Raw genomic sequence first — 15,875 nt, 5'->3', positions numbered from 1 at the left:
GTTTATGGCGGAAACGGTTACAAAGACCGAACCCCAGACCACCCCCCGGACCACGGGGGTGCAGAGGCGCAAGAGACAGGCAAACGGGACAGAAATGAACGAGATCACAAGCCTCACGCCGGCCACGCCCGAGACCGAGCAACCGGACACCATGCCTCATTCGATCGAGGCGGAGCAGCAGCTTCTTGGCGCGATCCTCACCAACAACGACGTCTACGACCGTATCGCCGCGATTATCGGGCCGCAGCATTTCTATGATCCGGTCCACGCCCGCATCTTCGAAATCGCCGCCGCCCGCATCGCCAAGAACGCGCTGGCCTCACCGGTGACGCTGAAGGCGTTTCTGGAACAGGACGAAGGGCTGAAGGAACTTGGTGGGCCGGCCTATCTGGCGCGTCTGGCGGGGGCGGCGATCTCTTCCTTCGCGGTGCGCGACTATGCCCAGATGATCTATGATCTGGCCATCCGCCGCGAGCTGATCGCGCTGGGGCAGGAGATTTCCAGCAAGGCCGGCAAGGTCGATGTCTCCTCCGAACCCAAGGAGCAGATCGTCGAGGCGGAACAGCGGCTTTACAAGCTGGGCGAACAGGGCCAGTCGGAAAGCGGGTTCCAATCCTTCCTGCGCGCGGTCACCGATGCGGTCAACGTTGCCAACGCCGCCTATCAGCGCGGCGGTGGCATGGCGGGGATTTCCACCGGCTTGGTCGATCTCGACAAGAAGCTCGGCGGTCTGCACCCCTCTGACCTTCTGATCCTCGCCGGACGTCCGTCGATGGGGAAAACCTCGCTCGCCACAAACATCGCCTTCAACGTCGCCAAGGCCTATCGGCGCGGGGTCAAGCACGACGGCACCGAGGGTGCGGTCGATGGCGGTGTCGTGGGCTTCTTCAGCCTTGAAATGAGCGCCGAACAGCTTGCCGGTCGGATCCTCGCCGAAGCGGCAGAGATCTCGAGCCACAAGATCCGTCAGGGCGACATGACCGAAGGCGAATTCCGCCAGTTCGTCGAGGCGGCGAAGACGCTGGAATCCTGCCCGCTCTTCATCGACGACACCCCTGCCCTGCCGATCTCCCAGCTTGCTGCCCGGGCACGACGGCTGAAACGAACCCATGGGCTCGACCTGCTGATCATCGACTACTTGCAGCTCTGCCGCGGCACCGCCGATAACCGGGTGAACGAAATCGCCGAAATCTCGATGGGGATGAAGGCCATCGCCAAGGAATTGAACATCCCGGTCATCGCCCTGTCGCAGCTGTCGCGTCAGGTGGAAAGCCGCGACGACAAGCGACCGCAGCTGTCCGACCTTCGGGAATCGGGCTCGATCGAACAGGACGCCGACTGCGTGCTCTTCGTCTATCGTGGTGAATACTACAAGGAACGCGAAAAGCCCGATGAGGCCGATCTGACTGCAATGGAAAAATGGATGACCGACATGGAGCGGCTGCATGGCAAGGCCGAGGTCATCATCGGCAAGCAGCGCCACGGCCCCATCGGTACGGTGGAACTGTCCTTCGAGGCGCAATTCACCCGTTTCGGCAACCTAGTCAAACCCTGGCAACAACAGGATTCGGGCCCCGAGTTCTGAGCCGCGCCCACCGTGGCGGGGTGGTCAGAAGCGACCCCGCCAACACTGATCTGATCGCAATCCGGACAGTATGGCGCCCCGATCCTCCCGGCTTTCCGCCCATGCTGACGCAGCCAACGTTTTCCGCTTGACCCTAGCGCCCCCAGTGGCATGAACAGCACATGAGTACCGGACATCTTACCATTGATCTGAGCGCCATCGCCGACAACTGGCGCGCGCTGGACGCAAAAACGAATGTGGAAACCGCCGCCGTGGTCAAGGCCAACGGCTACGGTATGGGGGCGGGCCGCGTCGCGCGCACCCTCGCCGACGCCGGCGCCCGGCGTTTCTTCGTTGCCGTCGCCGAGGAAGGCGCCGCAGTGCGCGAGGCCGTGGGCCCCGGGCCGATGATCGCGGTATTGTCCGGCCATATGGACGGCGACACCGATCTGATCCGCGACAACTCTCTGACACCGATGCTGAATTCGGTCGATCAGGTGCTGCGCCATGTGGAATCGCTGCCGCGCCAATCCTTCGGCATTCAGCTCGATACCGGGATGAACCGGCTGGGATTGGAACCCGAAGAATGGGCCGCCCTGCGCGATGTGGCGCTGAAACAGAAACCGGCACTGCTGATGTCGCATCTGGCCTGCGCCGACGAGCCGGATCATTTCATGAACCAGCGCCAGCTGACGGCTTTCCGCGAGATGACCGATGGCCTGGATGTACCCCGGTCGCTGGCGGCGACTGGCGGGCTGCTCTTGGGGGCGGACTACCACTTCGACGTGACTCGCCCCGGCATCGGCCTTTACGGCGGCCGCCCCTATGAAGATGCCAAGACGGTGGTGCGGCTGGATCTGCCGGTAGCGCAGATCCGTGATGTCGCCCCGGGCGAATCCGTCGGCTATGGCAATACCTGGACCGCTCAACGCCCGTCGCGCATTGCGACGCTCGCCGCCGGCTATGCCGATGGTCTGTTCCGCGCGCTGTCGCCGGGGATCAAGCTGTTCGACGGGGCCGATGCCTATCCGATCGCCGGGCGCATCTCGATGGATTTGATCACCGTCGACATCACCGAGATGGATCCTGATCGCAAACCCGAGATCATGACCCTGATGAACAACCTGCAGGGCGTTGATGCGCTGGCCGATGTCGCCGGCACCATCGGCTATGAGCTGCTGACGCAGCTGAGCCAACGGTACAAGCGCAGCTATATCGGATGACGATCCTGCTGACCCCCGTTGCCCGGCTTGGCCGGGCGGTGCTGGCGGCCATGGGCTCCGTCGGGCGGGTGGCGTTGTTCTTCTTCTCAGCGCTCGGCCATATCTTCAGGCCGCCCTATTACCCGCGGGAACTGTTGCTGGCGATGCTCAACATCGGCTGGCTGTCACTGCCGGTGGTGGGGCTGACGGCAATGTTCACCGGCGGCGCGCTGGCCCTTCAGATTTATTCCGGCGGCGCCCGCTTCAACGCTGAATCCGTGGTGCCGCAGATCGTCGCCATCGGCATGGTCCGCGAATTGGGCCCGGTCATGGCTGGCCTGATGATCGCGGCCCGCGTTACCTCTTCGATCGCGGCGGAAATCGCCACGATGAAGGTGACCGAACAGATCGACGCGCTGGTCACCCTGTCGACCAACCCGATGAAATATCTGACCGTGCCGCGCCTGCTGGCCGGGCTGATCACCGTCCCGCTGCTGGTCGGTGTCGGCGATGTCATCGGCATCGCCGGTGGCTATTTCGTGGCGACCGAGAACCTCGGGTTCAATGCCGCCGCCTATCTGAAGAACACCATGGATTTCCTCGAGTCGCTTGATGTGATCTCCTCTCTGGTCAAGGGTTGTGTCTTCGGCGGCATCGCCACCCTGATGGGCTGCTATTACGGCATGCACTCGGGTCGTGGCGCCCAGGGCGTCGGCCAGGCCACCAAAAGCAGCGTCGAGGCCGCAGCGGTGCTGATCCTTGCCGCCAACTTCCTGATCACGGGGGCGTTTTTCTCGGTATGATCCGGCTTGAGAATGTTCATAAGAGCTTCGGCAACAACCATGTGCTGCGCGGGCTGACGCTGGAGGTGCCCAAGGGCACGTCGATGGTGATCATCGGCGGCTCGGGCACCGGCAAATCGGTGGCGCTGAAATGCGTGCTGGGGCTGGTGACGCCGGATTCAGGGCAGATTCTGGTTGACGGCAAGGATGCCACCAAGGGCGACCGCGATGCCTTTCTGGCCCGTTTCGGCATGCTGTTCCAAGGCGGCGCCCTGTTCGATTCGATGAGTGTCTGGCAGAATGTCGCCTTCCGCCTGCTGCGCGGATCGCTCAAACGGCCGGCGGCTGAGGCCCGCGAGATCGCCATCGAGAAACTGCGCCGTGTCGGGCTGAAGCCCGAGGTGGCCGATCTCTTCCCCGCCGAGCTGTCGGGCGGCATGCAGAAACGCGTGGGCCTGGCCCGCGCCATCGCGGCCGAACCCGAAATCATCTTCTTCGACGAGCCCACCACCGGGCTCGACCCGATCATGTCGGGCGTGATCAACGAGCTGATCCGCGAGATCGTGGTCGAGATGGGCGCGACCGCCATGACCATCACCCACGACATGACCAGCGTCCGCGCCATCGCCGACAATGTGGCGATGCTGCATGACGGGGTGATCAAATGGACCGGCCCGGTGGCCGAGATGGACCATTCCGGCGATCCCTATCTGGACCAGTTCATCCATGGCCGCGCCGAGGGGCCGATCGAGGCGGTTCGCTGATCCCAAGGCCAAGAAAATTCGAATTTTCTTGGCAATTTTCTTCGAAGAAAATTGCCTGCTGTCCCGGGATCGATCGAATGACAAACGCGATTGGAATCGGATAGGCCAAACCCATGATCCTGCGCCTCGCCAACCTCGCCCTGCTGATCCTCTACCCCGTCGCCTGGTTCGCGCCGCTGATGCGGGCGGGACTGTTGCCGATCTTCGGTCTGTCGGAAATCTCGGTGATGACCGGGCTGCAATCGCTCTGGCGCACCGATGTCGTGCTGGCGCTGATCGTCACGGTTTTCGCCGTCTTCGCCCCCTATCTCAAGACCATCGGCCTGGCCCTGGTGCAATGGCACCTGCTCGATCGCTGCGCCCTGCCGGTGCTGCATGTCATGGGCAAGCTGGCGATGGCCGATATCTTCCTGATCGCGCTCTACATCACCCTGGCCAAGGGGATTTCCTATGTGCGGATCGAGGTGGCCTGGGGGCTCTATCTCTTCACCTTCTGCATCCTCGCCTCGCTGGTGCTCAGCCTGCTGACCGAACGGCGCCTCAAAAGGCTTGAGCCCGCCCCCGGCCTCGGGCAGGACTGATCCCATGGCCAAACCGAATACCTTTGTCTGTTCCTCCTGCGGCGCCAGCTTCTCGAAATGGTCGGGACGCTGCGAAGCCTGCGGCGAATGGAACACCATATCCGAGGAAACCCCGCTGTCGGCAGGGCCAAGCAGCAAATCGCTCGGCGCCAAGCGTGGCCGTCCGGTCACGCTCACCGATCTCTCCACCCAGGAGACGCCACCGCCGCGCGCCACCTCCGGGCTGGACGAGCTCGACCGTGTGCTTGGTGGCGGGCTCGTGGCGGGCTCGGCCATTCTGGTGGGCGGCGATCCGGGCATCGGCAAATCCACCCTGCTGCTGCAGGCCGCTGCCGCCTTCGCCCGCAAGGGGCTGAAGACCGTCTATGTCTCGGGCGAGGAAGCCACCGCCCAGGTCCGCCTGCGCGCCCAGCGGCTGGGGCTGGCCGAAGCGCCAGTACGGCTGGCGGCAGAGACCAACCTGCGCAACATCCTGACCACGCTGGAAGCGGAAAAGCCGCAACTGGTCATCATCGATTCGATCCAGACCATGTGGGCCGACAATGTCGACAGCGCCCCGGGCAGCGTCACCCAGGTCCGCGCCACCGCGCATGAGCTGACCACCTTCGCCAAACGTCATAACGTTTCCGTGATCATGGTCGGCCATGTCACCAAGGAAGGCCAGATCGCCGGCCCCCGGGTTGTCGAACATATGGTCGATACCGTCCTCTATTTCGAGGGCGAGCGCGGCCACCAGTTCCGCATCCTGCGCGCGGTAAAGAACCGCTTCGGCCCCGCCGACGAAATCGGTGTCTTCGAGATGACCGGCTCGGGCCTGGCCGAGGTGCTGAACCCCTCTGCCCTGTTCCTGTCCGAACGCGGCCAGCCCGCGGCGGGATCGGTTGTCTTCGCCGGGATCGAGGGCACCCGCCCGGTGCTGGTCGAACTTCAGGCGCTGGTTGCCCCCTCGCCCCATTCGCAGCCGCGCCGCGCCGTGGTCGGCTGGGACGGCGCCCGGCTGTCGATGATCCTCGCCGTGCTCGAGGCCCGCTGCGGCATCCCCTTCGCCGGGCTCGATGTCTATCTCAATGTGGCGGGCGGGCTGAAGATCAGCGAGCCGGCAGCCGATCTGGCTGTCGCCGCAGCACTCCTGAGCGCGCGTGAGGATGCGGCGCTTCCACCCGAGACGGTGGTTTTCGGCGAAATCAGCCTCTCCGGAGCGCTGCGACCGGCCTCTCAGACCGAAAACAGGTTGAAAGAGGCCCGAAAACTTGGTTTCACCGCAGCAATCGCTCCGGCCGGCGGCAAAATCGGATCGGGCGGCGGGCTCGCGTTGACGCGCCCCGCCGATCTGACGGAATTTGTCGGCGAAATCTTCGGAGCCGGATAGCGGACAGTTAGTTTCAGGCGAGGGATATGGAAGGTTTCACCATCATCGACGGGGTCGTGGCCCTGATCATCGTGGTCTCGGCGCTGCTAGCCTATTCACGGGGCATCGTGCGCGAGGCCATGGCCATTGCCGGCTGGGTCATCGCCGCGATCCTGGCCTTCATTTTCGCACCGCAGATGGAGCCCTTGGTCAAGGAAATCCCTTGGCTGGGCGAGAAGATCGCCACCAGTTGCGAATTGTCCATCATCGCTGCTTTCGCCGCTGTTTTCGCGCTGGCGCTCATCGTGGTGTCCTTCTTCACGCCGCTGTTCTCCACCCTGGTTCAGCGGTCCGCCCTGGGCGGTATCGACCAGGGGCTAGGGTTCCTGTTCGGTGTTGCGCGCGGGATCGTGCTCGTCGCCATTGCCTTCTTTGTCTACGATTCGGTGATGACCGGAACGCACCTGTCCTATGTGGACGAAAGCCGCTCGGTGCAGGTGTTCTCGCATCTGACCGCGCAGATCGAAAACCGTGATCCGCAACAGGCTCTTGGCTGGATCATCAATCGCTATGAAGGCCTGGTCGGGAGCTGCGGCGCAGCGGAATAACCGGCGCCGAACATCCCGCAACCGTGTTTCAACAGCCGGTGTGGCATCAGCCATGCCGGCTGTTCCTTTTGGTCCCCCCATTGCTCGCGCCTCAGGTTCCATTGGTCCGAAGCCCGGGACCGGGCCGCCGCATTATTGCCATATTCTCGCCATCCAAAGACCAGGCAATAGGGTCTACTACACTTATTGAAGAATTTCTTTTTCACCCAGTACCCGATGAGTTGTGCCATGTTTCCCAGTTCGGTGCTCGACCCGTCTTCCCCCCGCCGCGCGGTTTCTCCCCTGACACCGACGCAACGCCCGGCCCGCGCCTTCGAACGGACCTTCGCCCCCGGCACGCTGCTGGAAACCGACAACGGCTGGCACACAGTCGAAAACCTGCAACCGGGGGATCGCGTGCGTACCCTGCGCGGGATGATTGCCCTGAGCCAGGTCCGCCGCCAGCCCCCCGACCGCAGCCAGTTGCACTGGCACGTCCCCGCCGGCAGCCTGGGCAATTGTTCCGACATGCGACTGAACGCCGGCCAGCGCGTCGCGATCCTGAATCCGCTGTGCAAACATCTGTTCGGCGACTCGCTGGTACTGCTGCCGGTTCCTACCGTGACTGGCTGTTTCGGTGTCCGGACCACCGCGGGCTTCACCCTGCGCTGCGGCATCGCCATCGCTTTTCACGAGGAAGAGGTGGTTTTTGCCCATACCGGCAGCCTGCTGCACGTGCCCGGGCCCCAGGGGGCTGGACGTCACCGACATTTGAGCTATCGTGAAAGCCGAATCTTACTGGCCCATTTGCTGCAAAAACTCAGCGGCGCACCGCTATTTTCCGCCGCAATGTGTCGTTAGAGCCCCTGACCGGCCGCGAATTCGGCGAATTCTGCCCTTTCCGCGCGCATGACAGCACAGTCCTTAGGCTGTAGATGCACAGGAATTCCGTGATCCTTTCGTGACACTCGGCCATCATGGCATTATGTGAGGTCTATTCCAAGCCAACGGATTCGGAGCTAATCGCCGTGCCGATGCCGCATATGCCCCCTGCGCACCCCTTTGACGATGACAAGCTGCGCGAGGAGTGCGGCATATTTGGCGTTCTGGGGGTCCAGGACGCCGCCAACTTCGTCGCCCTGGGCCTGCATGCCCTGCAACACCGCGGCCAGGAGGCCGGCGGGATCGTCTCGCATGACTCCGAACAGGGTTTCAATTCCGCACGCCGCTTCGGTTATGTCCGTGACAACTTCACGTCGACCGACATCATGCAGACCCTGCCGGGGCCGCTTGCCATCGGTCATGTCCGCTATTCCACCGCCGGATCGAAAACCGCCGCGATTCGCGATGTGCAGCCCTTCTTCGGGGAATTCTCGATGGGCGGCGCGGCGATTGCCCACAACGGCAACATCACCAATGCCAACGCCCTGCGCCGCGAGCTGATCGAGCGCGGCTCGATCTTTCAGTCGTCGTCCGACAGCGAATGCATCATCCACCTGATGGCGCGATCGCTGCAACGCGACATCCCTGCCCGTATGGAAGACGCCCTGCGCCGGGTCGAAGGTGCCTTTTCCGTCGTCGCCATGACCCGCACCAAGCTGATCGGCGTGCGCGACGCGCTCGGCGTGCGCCCGCTGGTGCTGGGCCGCATCGGTGACGGCTGGGTGCTCAGCTCGGAAACCTGTGCGCTCGACATCATCGGCGCCGAATTCGTGCGCGAGATCGAGCCGGGTGAAATGGTCGTCATCTCGCAGGAAACCGGCGTCGAAAGCCGCCGTCCCTTCCGCCAGCGGAAATCCCGCTTCTGCATCTTCGAGCAAGTCTATTTCTCCCGCCCCGATTCCATCCTCGGCGGTCGCTCAGTCTATGAAACCCGGCGTCAGATCGGCGTCGAACTGGCCCGCGAAGCCCCGGTCGAGGCCGATCTGGTCTGCCCGGTGCCCGACAGCGGCACACCGGCGGCAATCGGCTTCGCCCATGAAAGCGGTATCCCATACGGCATGGGGATCATCCGCAACCAATACATGGGCCGGACCTTCATCGAACCCACCGAACAGATCCGCAACATGGGCGTGCGGCTGAAACTGAACGTCAACCGGGCGCTGATCCGCGGCAAGCGGGTGATCCTGGTCGATGACTCGGTGGTGCGCGGCACCACCTCGCGCAAGATCAAGGAAATGATCCTGGACGCCGGCGCCGCCGAGGTGCACTTCCGCATCGCCTCACCGCCCACCGCCTGGCCCTGCTTCTATGGCGTCGACACCCCGCAACGCGAAAAGCTGCTCGCCGCCAATATGTCGGAAGAGGAAATGCGCGAATTTCTCGGCGTAGACAGCCTGAAATTCATCTCGCTCGACGGGCTCTATCGCGCCGCCGGCGAGGCTCAGGGCCGCGACAACGCCTGCCCGCAGTTCTGCGACGCCTGCTTCTCGGGCGAATATCCGGTGGAACCCGCGGATATGATCGAAAAGGGCTTCAAGCTGAAAACCGCCGCCGAATAGGCCCACTGGCAGGCTTTGGCCGATACCGCCGGCGGCGCCGGTTTTCCCCGACAGGAAAACCACGTAAGGCAGTCGCCGGCCCGGGCCCGTTCCGGGACCGGATCACATAGCCAGCCAGAGGCGCCCCCCCGGGCGCCCGGAAAGACCAGATGACCGACATGAGCAGAGCACCGGGCGATACCCCGGCGAAAGTGGCCCAACTCGCCACCACCCCGCAGGCGTTGAACGAACGCGACCTCTCCCTGATCGGGCTGACCGGCGGAAGCGCCGGGTTTCGCGCCCTTCTCCGCCTGCCCGGCGGCCGGATCAAATCGGTGGAGCCCGGCAGCCGCCTGAGCCAGGGCCAGGTGGTGGCGATCGACAGCGACGGGCTGATCCTGCAACGCAACGGCAAGACCCGGCGGATCGGCTTTCCCGGCGGCTGACCGGCTTCGACCTGGTCAAAATATCCTCGCCGAAGGCCACGGCCGCAGGGCGTGCCGGAATTTGCAAGAATTCCGGATCGGAAAACCTTTGTTTTGCGGTTTCGCGCGCCCACTTGACGGACTCGCCGAAAAGCCTCAGACCCTTGGGCATGACACAGATTGCCCTGATCACCGGCGCCTCGCGCGGCCTTGGCGCCGCTCTGGCCGAAGTCCTTTGCGATACCCATCATATCGTCGCGGTGGCACGCACCACCGGCGCGCTTGAGGATCTCGACGACCGGATCACCGCCAAGGGCGGCAGCGCCACGCTGGCCCCGATGGACATCGCGGTGCCCGAAGCGATGGCGACGCTCTGCCGTGGCATCCACGACCGTTGGGGCAAGGCCGATATATGGCTGCACACCGCGGTCCATGCCGCACCGCTGAGCCCGGCGCAATTCATCGACGCCAAGGACTGGGACAAATCTGTGGCGGTCAATGCCAACGCCACCGCGCTGCTGATCACCTATGTGGCACCGCTTCTGGGCGATCAGGGACAGGCAGTGTTCTTCGACGATCCCCGCGCCGGACAGAAATTCTTCGGCGCCTATGGCGCCACCAAGGCGGCGCAGATCGCGCTGGCGCGCAGTTGGGCGGCGGAAACCCCGCGAACCGGCCCGCAGGTACGCATCCTCGAACCCCGGCCGATGGCCACCGCCCTGCGCGGCCGTTTCTTCCCGGGCGAGGATCGCGATGCACTGATCCACCCGCGGGAAGAGGCCGCCCGGCTGCTGGCGCAGCTCTGAAAGAGCCAGGGCCCAGCCCCTTGCCTGCGTGCATTCCCGGCGCCCCCACTGCCGGGTGGGCCGCAATTTCCCCGCTTCCGGCTCGGCTTGCTTGCCCCGGCCCGCCCCCGAGGCTATCAAGGCGCAAACAGGGCGGGACTTATGCGCATACTTCTGACCAATGACGACGGCATCAACGCGCCGGGGCTGGAGATTCTCGAAGCGATCGCCGAACAGATCGCCGGTCCCAAGGGGGAGGTCTGGGTGGTCGCCCCCGCCTTCGAGCAATCCGGCGTCGGCCATTCGATCAGCTACACCCGCCCGATGATGATCGCCAAACTGGGCCATCGTCGCTATGCCGCCGAAGGCAGTCCGGCGGATTGCGTGATGGCCGGCCTGCATGACGTGCTCAAGGATCAGGCGCCCGATCTGGTCCTCTCCGGCGTCAACCGCGGCAACAACTCCGCCGAAAACGCGCTTTATTCCGGCACCCTTGGCGGCGCGATGGAGGCGGCGCTCCAGGGCATCCCGGCAATGGCGCTGTCGCAGTATTTCGGCCCCGCCAACCTGGGGATCGAGAACCCGTTCGAAGCCGCCGCCCATCACGGTGCCACGGTCATCCGCAAGATCCTCGACACCGGGATCGACGATGGTGAAGATTACCGGCTGTTCTATAACATCAACTTCCCTCCGGTTCCTGCGGCGGACGTCAAGGGCACCCGTGCCACCCTGCAGGGATTTCGCCGCAACACGCGATTTTCGGTTGAACCGCACAGCTCGCCCTCGGGGCGGCGGTTTCTCTGGATCAAGGGTGGCAACCAGCACGAACCCACCCTGCCCGGCAGCGATGCGGCGGCCAATCTCGACGGCTATATCTCGGTCACGCCGATGCGGGCGGACCTGACCGCGCATGACCGGCTCGAGGCGCTGAAGGCGATCGAATGACCCTCCCCACGCCCGAGACCAAGATGCAATTCCTTTTCGCGCTGCGGTCCAAGGGCGTCACCGACCGTCGGGTGCTGAACGCGATGGAGGAAATCGACCGCGGCCTGTTCGTGCGCGGCATCTTCGCAGAACGCGCCTATGAGGACATGCCGCTGCCGATTGCCTGTGGCCAGACCATCAGCCAGCCCTCGGTGGTGGGGATCATGACCCAGGCGCTGCAGGTGTCTCCCCGCGACAAGGTTCTCGAGGTCGGCACCGGATCGGGCTATCAGGCGGCGATTCTCAGCAAGTTGGCGCGCCGCGTCTATACCGTCGATCGCCACCCCCGCTTGGTACGCGAGGCGCGCAGCGTCTTCGAAGCCCTGTCACTGAGCAATATCACCGCCATCACCGCCGACGGGTCGCATGGGGTGCCCGAACAGGCCCCCTTCGATCGCATCCTGGTAACCGCCGCCGCCGAGGACCCGCCCGGGCCGCTCTTGGCGCAACTGAGAATTGGCGGTATCATGGTGGTACCGGTCGGCCAGTCCGACACCGTGCAGACCCTGATCCGGGTCCGGCGCGACGAAGACGGGTTCGACTACAACGAAATCCGGCCGGTGCGTTTCGTGCCCCTGCTCGAAGGACTGGGGCAGGACGTGTGACTGGTCGCGCGACAGCACGGCTCTTATCAGGTAAACCGCAAAGCCCCGGACAACAGGGGACATGCATTGAGGACTGCGAGATGTCATTTCCCGTCGATCTGCCTGCTGGCGTAATTCCATCGCGCCGCCTGCTGCTGGCTGCAGCCGGGCTGGCGCTGCTGGCCGGCTGCTCCGAACCGCTCGATTTCGACCTGCGCGGCAATCTGGGCGGTTTCAGCACCGCCGAGGCCGCCCGCAGCGTCGGCACCGCCAACCGCCCGCAACCCGATACGCGCGGCATCATCTCTTATCCCAGCTATCAGGTGGCGGTTTCCCGCCGGGGCGACACCGTGGCATCGGTTGCTCAGCGTATCGGCCTGCCGGCTGACGAACTGGCCCGGTTCAACGGGGTGACGCCGAGCGATACGCTGCGCCCGGGCGAGGTTCTGGCCCTGCCCCGCCGCGTCTCTGAGCCCGCCGCCGGCAGCCCCGGTTCGATCGACATCGCCACGCTTGCCGGCAACGCCATCGACGCCTCGCCCGTGACCCCGCCAAAGCAGGTGGAAACCACCAGCTTGAGCCCCGCCTCCGGTGGTAGCAGTGCCAACACCAGCACTGCCGCGCCTGCCAGCACCAAGGCGCCGCAGCAGCGGGTCGAGCCGATCCGCCACAAGGTTGCCCGCGGCGAAACCGCCTATACGATCTCACGGCTCTATCAGGTGCCGGTGAAGGCCTTGGGCGAATGGAACGGGCTCGGATCGGATTTCGCCATTCGCGAAGGCCAATATCTGCTGATCCCGGTCAAGAACCAACCGGCGCCGAAGCGCAACCTGCCGGCCATCGACGACACGCCGCCGGGCGTCGGCTCCCCGACCCCGCCACCGCCCAGCTCGGTTGAACCCCTGCCGGACGAGAAAATCTCGGCCAAGGCGCCGGAACCGCCCAAGGTCTCGGTAGGCAAGCCCAGCAAGCCCAGCTCGGCTGCGATGGGCATGCCTGTCAGCGGCGGCAAGATCATCCGTGCCTATTCCAAGGGCAAGAACGACGGGATCGACATTTCCGGCACTGCCGGCAGCCCGGTAATGGCAGCCGAAGGCGGCACCGTGGCGGCAATCACCCAGGATGCCGATCAGGTGCCGATCATCGTGCTGCGCCACGATGCCAACCTGCTCACCGTCTATGCCAATGTCGGCGCCATCACCGTCAACAAGGGCGATCAGGTCAAACGCGGCCAGAAACTGGCCGAACTGCGCCCCGGCGCCGAAGCCTATCTGCATTTCGAAGTCCGCGATGGCTTTGAGAGCGTCGATCCCACACCCTATCTGAAATAACCCTTACGGAAACGCCAAGGGCCGGAAAACGAGATGTTTTCCGGCCCTTCTTTTGTGCCTTCGCGAATGTTTCCGGCGGCGCGACACCTGCGGTGACCGCAGCGTCAGCGCCTATCGATCACAACCGCACGCCCTGCCGCCCGGCGAGATCGGTAAAGAACTGCCAGGCCACCCGCCCCGAACGCGCGCCCCGCGTCGCCTGCCATTCGATTGCCTCGGCCCGCAGCACCTCGGGGTCGACCGTCACGCCGTAATGGGCACAATAACGGTCGATCATCGCCAGGTATTCGTCCTGGGAACAGGGGTGGAACCCCAGCCAAAGCCCGAAGCGGTCCGAAAGCGAGACCTTTTCCTCCACCGCCTCAGACGGGTTGATGGCGCTGGAGCGTTCGTTCTCGATCATGTCGCGGGGCATGAGGTGGCGCCGGTTCGAGGTGGCATAGAGCACCACATTCTCCGGTCGTCCCTCGATGCCGCCGTCCAATACGGCCTTGAGGCTCTTGTAATGCTGGTCGTCATGGCTGAACGACAGATCGTCACAAAAGAGGATGAACCTCTGCGGCGCGCCGCGCAGATGCATCAGCAACCGCCCGACGCTGGGCAGATCCTCACGTTGCAGCTCCACCAGCTTGAGTTCGGGATAATCGGTGGCCACCTCGGCATGGATCGCCTTGACCAGGCTGGATTTCCCCATCCCGCGCGAGCCCCAGAGCAGCGCGTTATTGGCACTGAAACCCTGGGCGAAGCGGCGGGTATTGTCCAAAAGCGTATCGCGGGACCGGTCGATCCCCACCAGCAGATTCATCTGCACCCGGTTGATCCGCGCCACCGGTTCCAGCCGGTCGGGCTCCACATGCCAGACGAAACCTCCCGCGCTGGTGAAATCCGGCGCCGGCATCGGCGCCGGCGCCATCCGTTCCAACGCCTCGGCAACGCGGGTGAGCGTGGTCTGATCCATCTCGGTCATGATCTGTCCTCCAATCCGTCCGCATGGTTCAAACCACGAAGCCCCGTCAGCGACAAGGGGAACAGAAAGACAAAGGGCGCGCGGTTTCCCGGCGCGCCCTTCGCACGAGGTATTTCGGATCAGCCTCAGGTGTCGTCGAACTCGGAGGCGAGGTCTTCGTCGGCCTCTTCCTCGTCGTCGAAATAACCTTCTTCACGCAGCCGTTCGTCACGTTTCCTCTCGACCCGGCGCACCAGGAAGATCGAAATCTCGTAAAGCCCGTAAACCACCGTGAAGAGAATGATCTGCGTCACCACATCCGGCGGCGTCACGATGGCGGCCAGTATCAGGATTGCCACCACGGCATATTTACGCACCCCGGCCAAGCCGGCGGCGCTGACCAGCCCCGCCTTGCCCATCAGCGTCAGCAGAACAGGTAGCTGGAAGCACAGCCCAAAGGCCACGATGAACTTGATTGTCAGGTTCAGATATTCCTGCGCCGAGCCCTGGAACACCACGCTGAGCGGCGCCGCGCCGTCGTTCACCGCTGCACCATCGGAGCCAAACTGCTGGAAGCCCAGGAAGAAATCATAGGCCAGCGGCGTCACCACATAAAAGGCAAAGGACGCCCCCAGAAGGAACATGAAGGGCGAGGCGACCAGGAAGGGCAGAAAGGCGCCTTTCTCGGAATTATACAGCCCCGGCGCCACGAAGCGCCACATCTGATAGGCGATATAGGGAAACGACAGGATCAGCCCCCCCAGCAGCGACACCTTGATCGCCACGAAGAAACCCTCCTGCGGGCTGATGAAGATCAGGTCACAGTCCTGCCCCCGGTCCGCCAGCACCTGGCACAGCGGGTTGGTGAGAAAGTTGAAGATCGGCGTGGCCACCGTGAAACAGATGATCATCCCGACCAGGAAAGCCACCACGGAATGAATCAGCCGCGTACGCAGCTCTGCCAGATGCTCGATCAGCGGGGCGGAGCTGTCGTCGATCTCGTCAGTGTCGGTCTTGCTCATGTCTTGCTCTCAGGCTCCTCTGACGCGGTGGCAGCCGCGCTTGCCTGCAACAGCTCGGCCTCGGCCTCTTCGGCCTTCTTCAGCGCCTCTTCGGCCTCACGCGCCTTGCGCTCTGCCGCAGCGCGGGCGGTGGCGGCCTGGATGCGCTTGGCATCCTCGGCGCGCTCTGCGGCCAGCTTGCCGGTCTCGCTCTCGGGATCGAACCTGTCCTTGCCCAGCCCATCGGTCAGGCCCCGGGCCGCATCCTTGACCCCATCCATCGCCGATCCCAGCGGGTTCGTCGCGGTCTTGAAGGTCTTGGCAACATCACGCACGCCGCTCTCATCCGCGGCCTCGTTCATGGCGCGACTGAATTCGCGCGCCATGCCGCGCGCCTTCCCGACGAAACGGCCGACGTTGCGAAACAGCACCGGCAGATCCTTCGGCCCCACCACGATCAGCGCCACCACGCCGACCACCAGCAATTCGGACCAGCCCATGTCGAACATGG

At 64.1% G+C, this 15,875-nt stretch carries 17 protein-coding genes; 14 read left to right on the top strand and 3 right to left on the bottom strand.

Annotation, left to right across the window (positions count from 1 at the left end; genetic code table 11):
• Positions 1–94: 94 nt before the first annotated feature.
• From G455_RS0100815 to G455_RS0100750, 14 genes are all read left to right on the top strand, one after another.
• Positions 95–1,585, top strand: a complete 1,491-nt coding sequence (locus G455_RS0100815; protein ID WP_028091939.1) for a replicative DNA helicase — start codon at positions 95–97, stop codon at positions 1,583–1,585.
• Positions 1,586–1,746: 161 nt separating this feature from the next.
• Positions 1,747–2,787 carry an alanine racemase gene (alr, locus tag G455_RS0100810; protein WP_028091938.1) on the top strand — a complete coding sequence of 347 codons (1,041 nt, stop codon included), beginning with the start codon at positions 1,747–1,749 and terminating at the stop codon, positions 2,785–2,787.
• On the top strand, positions 2,784–3,569 hold the full coding sequence (locus G455_RS0100805) for an MlaE family ABC transporter permease (protein ID WP_154664308.1): 786 nt from the start codon (positions 2,784–2,786) through the stop codon (positions 3,567–3,569). Before alr ends, G455_RS0100805 begins: the two co-directional genes overlap by 4 nt.
• A complete protein-coding gene (locus tag G455_RS0100800) occupies positions 3,566–4,312 on the top strand; it encodes an ABC transporter ATP-binding protein (protein WP_028091936.1) in 747 nt (248 codons plus the stop codon). Before G455_RS0100805 ends, G455_RS0100800 begins: the two co-directional genes overlap by 4 nt.
• A 113-nt stretch (positions 4,313–4,425) precedes the next feature.
• Positions 4,426–4,893: a paraquat-inducible protein A gene (locus G455_RS0100795; RefSeq protein ID WP_028091935.1), complete on the top strand. Its 468-nt coding sequence runs from the start codon at positions 4,426–4,428 to the stop codon at positions 4,891–4,893.
• A 4-nt stretch (positions 4,894–4,897) separates the two neighbouring features.
• Positions 4,898–6,262, top strand: coding sequence for a DNA repair protein RadA (gene radA, locus G455_RS0100790; protein ID WP_028091934.1), 1,365 nt, complete (start codon positions 4,898–4,900; stop codon positions 6,260–6,262).
• A 26-nt stretch (positions 6,263–6,288) separates the two neighbouring features.
• The gene (locus G455_RS0100785) at positions 6,289–6,849 is read left to right on the top strand and encodes a CvpA family protein (protein ID WP_028091933.1); all 561 of its coding nucleotides are present in this window, start codon (positions 6,289–6,291) and stop codon (positions 6,847–6,849) included.
• A gap of 228 nt (positions 6,850–7,077) precedes the next feature.
• A complete protein-coding gene (locus G455_RS0100780) occupies positions 7,078–7,689 on the top strand; it encodes a Hint domain-containing protein (RefSeq protein ID WP_028091932.1) in 612 nt (203 codons plus the stop codon).
• 182 nt (positions 7,690–7,871) lie between these two features.
• A complete protein-coding gene (gene purF, locus G455_RS0100775) occupies positions 7,872–9,329 on the top strand; it encodes an amidophosphoribosyltransferase (protein ID WP_035365935.1) in 1,458 nt (485 codons plus the stop codon).
• Positions 9,330–9,478: 149 nt separating this feature from the next.
• Complete coding sequence (locus G455_RS0100770; protein ID WP_189658315.1) at positions 9,479–9,754, top strand: hypothetical protein; 276 nt, start codon at positions 9,479–9,481, stop codon at positions 9,752–9,754.
• 149 nt (positions 9,755–9,903) lie between these two features.
• Entirely contained in the window at positions 9,904–10,539 is a 636-nt protein-coding gene (locus tag G455_RS0100765) for an SDR family NAD(P)-dependent oxidoreductase (protein ID WP_028091929.1), read from the top strand.
• 141 nt (positions 10,540–10,680) lie between these two features.
• On the top strand, positions 10,681–11,463 hold the full coding sequence (gene surE, locus G455_RS0100760; RefSeq protein ID WP_028091928.1) for a 5'/3'-nucleotidase SurE: 783 nt from the start codon (positions 10,681–10,683) through the stop codon (positions 11,461–11,463).
• On the top strand, positions 11,460–12,107 hold the full coding sequence (locus G455_RS0100755) for a protein-L-isoaspartate(D-aspartate) O-methyltransferase (protein ID WP_028091927.1): 648 nt from the start codon (positions 11,460–11,462) through the stop codon (positions 12,105–12,107). The genes surE and G455_RS0100755 overlap by 4 nt, the downstream gene beginning before the upstream one ends.
• A gap of 80 nt (positions 12,108–12,187) precedes the next feature.
• Positions 12,188–13,417 carry a LysM peptidoglycan-binding domain-containing protein gene (locus G455_RS0100750; protein ID WP_051312076.1) on the top strand — a complete coding sequence of 410 codons (1,230 nt, stop codon included), beginning with the start codon at positions 12,188–12,190 and terminating at the stop codon, positions 13,415–13,417.
• A gap of 118 nt (positions 13,418–13,535) precedes the next feature.
• Here G455_RS0100750 and G455_RS0100745 read toward each other — a convergent pair whose 3' ends face one another.
• From G455_RS0100745 to tatB, 3 genes are all read right to left on the bottom strand, one after another.
• On the bottom strand, positions 13,536–14,375 hold the full coding sequence (locus G455_RS0100745) for an ATP-binding protein (RefSeq protein ID WP_028091925.1): 840 nt from the start codon (positions 14,373–14,375) through the stop codon (positions 13,536–13,538).
• Between the two features lie 134 nt (positions 14,376–14,509).
• On the bottom strand, positions 14,510–15,385 hold the full coding sequence (gene tatC, locus G455_RS0100740; RefSeq protein ID WP_028091924.1) for a twin-arginine translocase subunit TatC: 876 nt from the start codon (positions 15,383–15,385) through the stop codon (positions 14,510–14,512).
• Entirely contained in the window at positions 15,382–15,873 is a 492-nt protein-coding gene (gene tatB / locus G455_RS0100735) for a Sec-independent protein translocase protein TatB (protein WP_028091923.1), read from the bottom strand. Before tatB ends, tatC begins: the two co-directional genes overlap by 4 nt.
• Positions 15,874–15,875: the final 2 nt, after the last annotated feature.

The sequence above is a fragment of the Pseudodonghicola xiamenensis DSM 18339 genome, from assembly GCF_000429365.1.
Classification (GTDB): Bacteria; Pseudomonadota; Alphaproteobacteria; order Rhodobacterales; family Rhodobacteraceae; genus Pseudodonghicola; species Pseudodonghicola xiamenensis.
The sequence above is the reverse complement of the archived record's forward strand: the minus strand, read 5'-3'. Positions and strand labels throughout refer to the sequence as shown.

What these genes read in the sequence shown, in the direction of transcription:
- surE (WP_028091928.1), top strand. Translation starts at nt 10,681, where the DNA reads ATGCGCATACTTCTGACCAATGACGACGGCATCAACGCGCCGGGGCTG.
- G455_RS0100780 (WP_028091932.1), top strand. Translation starts at nt 7,078, where the DNA reads ATGTTTCCCAGTTCGGTGCTCGACCCGTCTTCCCCCCGCCGCGCGGTT.
- radA (WP_028091934.1), top strand. Translation starts at nt 4,898, where the DNA reads ATGGCCAAACCGAATACCTTTGTCTGTTCCTCCTGCGGCGCCAGCTTC.
- G455_RS0100815 (WP_028091939.1), top strand. Translation starts at nt 95, where the DNA reads ATGAACGAGATCACAAGCCTCACGCCGGCCACGCCCGAGACCGAGCAA.
- G455_RS0100770 (WP_189658315.1), top strand. Translation starts at nt 9,479, where the DNA reads ATGACCGACATGAGCAGAGCACCGGGCGATACCCCGGCGAAAGTGGCC.
- G455_RS0100785 (WP_028091933.1), top strand. Translation starts at nt 6,289, where the DNA reads ATGGAAGGTTTCACCATCATCGACGGGGTCGTGGCCCTGATCATCGTG.
- alr (WP_028091938.1), top strand. Translation starts at nt 1,747, where the DNA reads ATGAGTACCGGACATCTTACCATTGATCTGAGCGCCATCGCCGACAAC.
- tatC (WP_028091924.1), bottom strand. Translation starts at nt 15,385, where the DNA reads ATGAGCAAGACCGACACTGACGAGATCGACGACAGCTCCGCCCCGCTG.
- G455_RS0100750 (WP_051312076.1), top strand. Translation starts at nt 12,188, where the DNA reads ATGTCATTTCCCGTCGATCTGCCTGCTGGCGTAATTCCATCGCGCCGC.
- G455_RS0100800 (WP_028091936.1), top strand. Translation starts at nt 3,566, where the DNA reads ATGATCCGGCTTGAGAATGTTCATAAGAGCTTCGGCAACAACCATGTG.
- G455_RS0100745 (WP_028091925.1), bottom strand. Translation starts at nt 14,375, where the DNA reads ATGGATCAGACCACGCTCACCCGCGTTGCCGAGGCGTTGGAACGGATG.
- G455_RS0100805 (WP_154664308.1), top strand. Translation starts at nt 2,784, where the DNA reads ATGACGATCCTGCTGACCCCCGTTGCCCGGCTTGGCCGGGCGGTGCTG.
- tatB (WP_028091923.1), bottom strand. Translation starts at nt 15,873, where the DNA reads ATGTTCGACATGGGCTGGTCCGAATTGCTGGTGGTCGGCGTGGTGGCG.
- G455_RS0100765 (WP_028091929.1), top strand. Translation starts at nt 9,904, where the DNA reads ATGACACAGATTGCCCTGATCACCGGCGCCTCGCGCGGCCTTGGCGCC.
- G455_RS0100795 (WP_028091935.1), top strand. Translation starts at nt 4,426, where the DNA reads ATGATCCTGCGCCTCGCCAACCTCGCCCTGCTGATCCTCTACCCCGTC.
- purF (WP_035365935.1), top strand. Translation starts at nt 7,872, where the DNA reads ATGCCCCCTGCGCACCCCTTTGACGATGACAAGCTGCGCGAGGAGTGC.
- G455_RS0100755 (WP_028091927.1), top strand. Translation starts at nt 11,460, where the DNA reads ATGACCCTCCCCACGCCCGAGACCAAGATGCAATTCCTTTTCGCGCTG.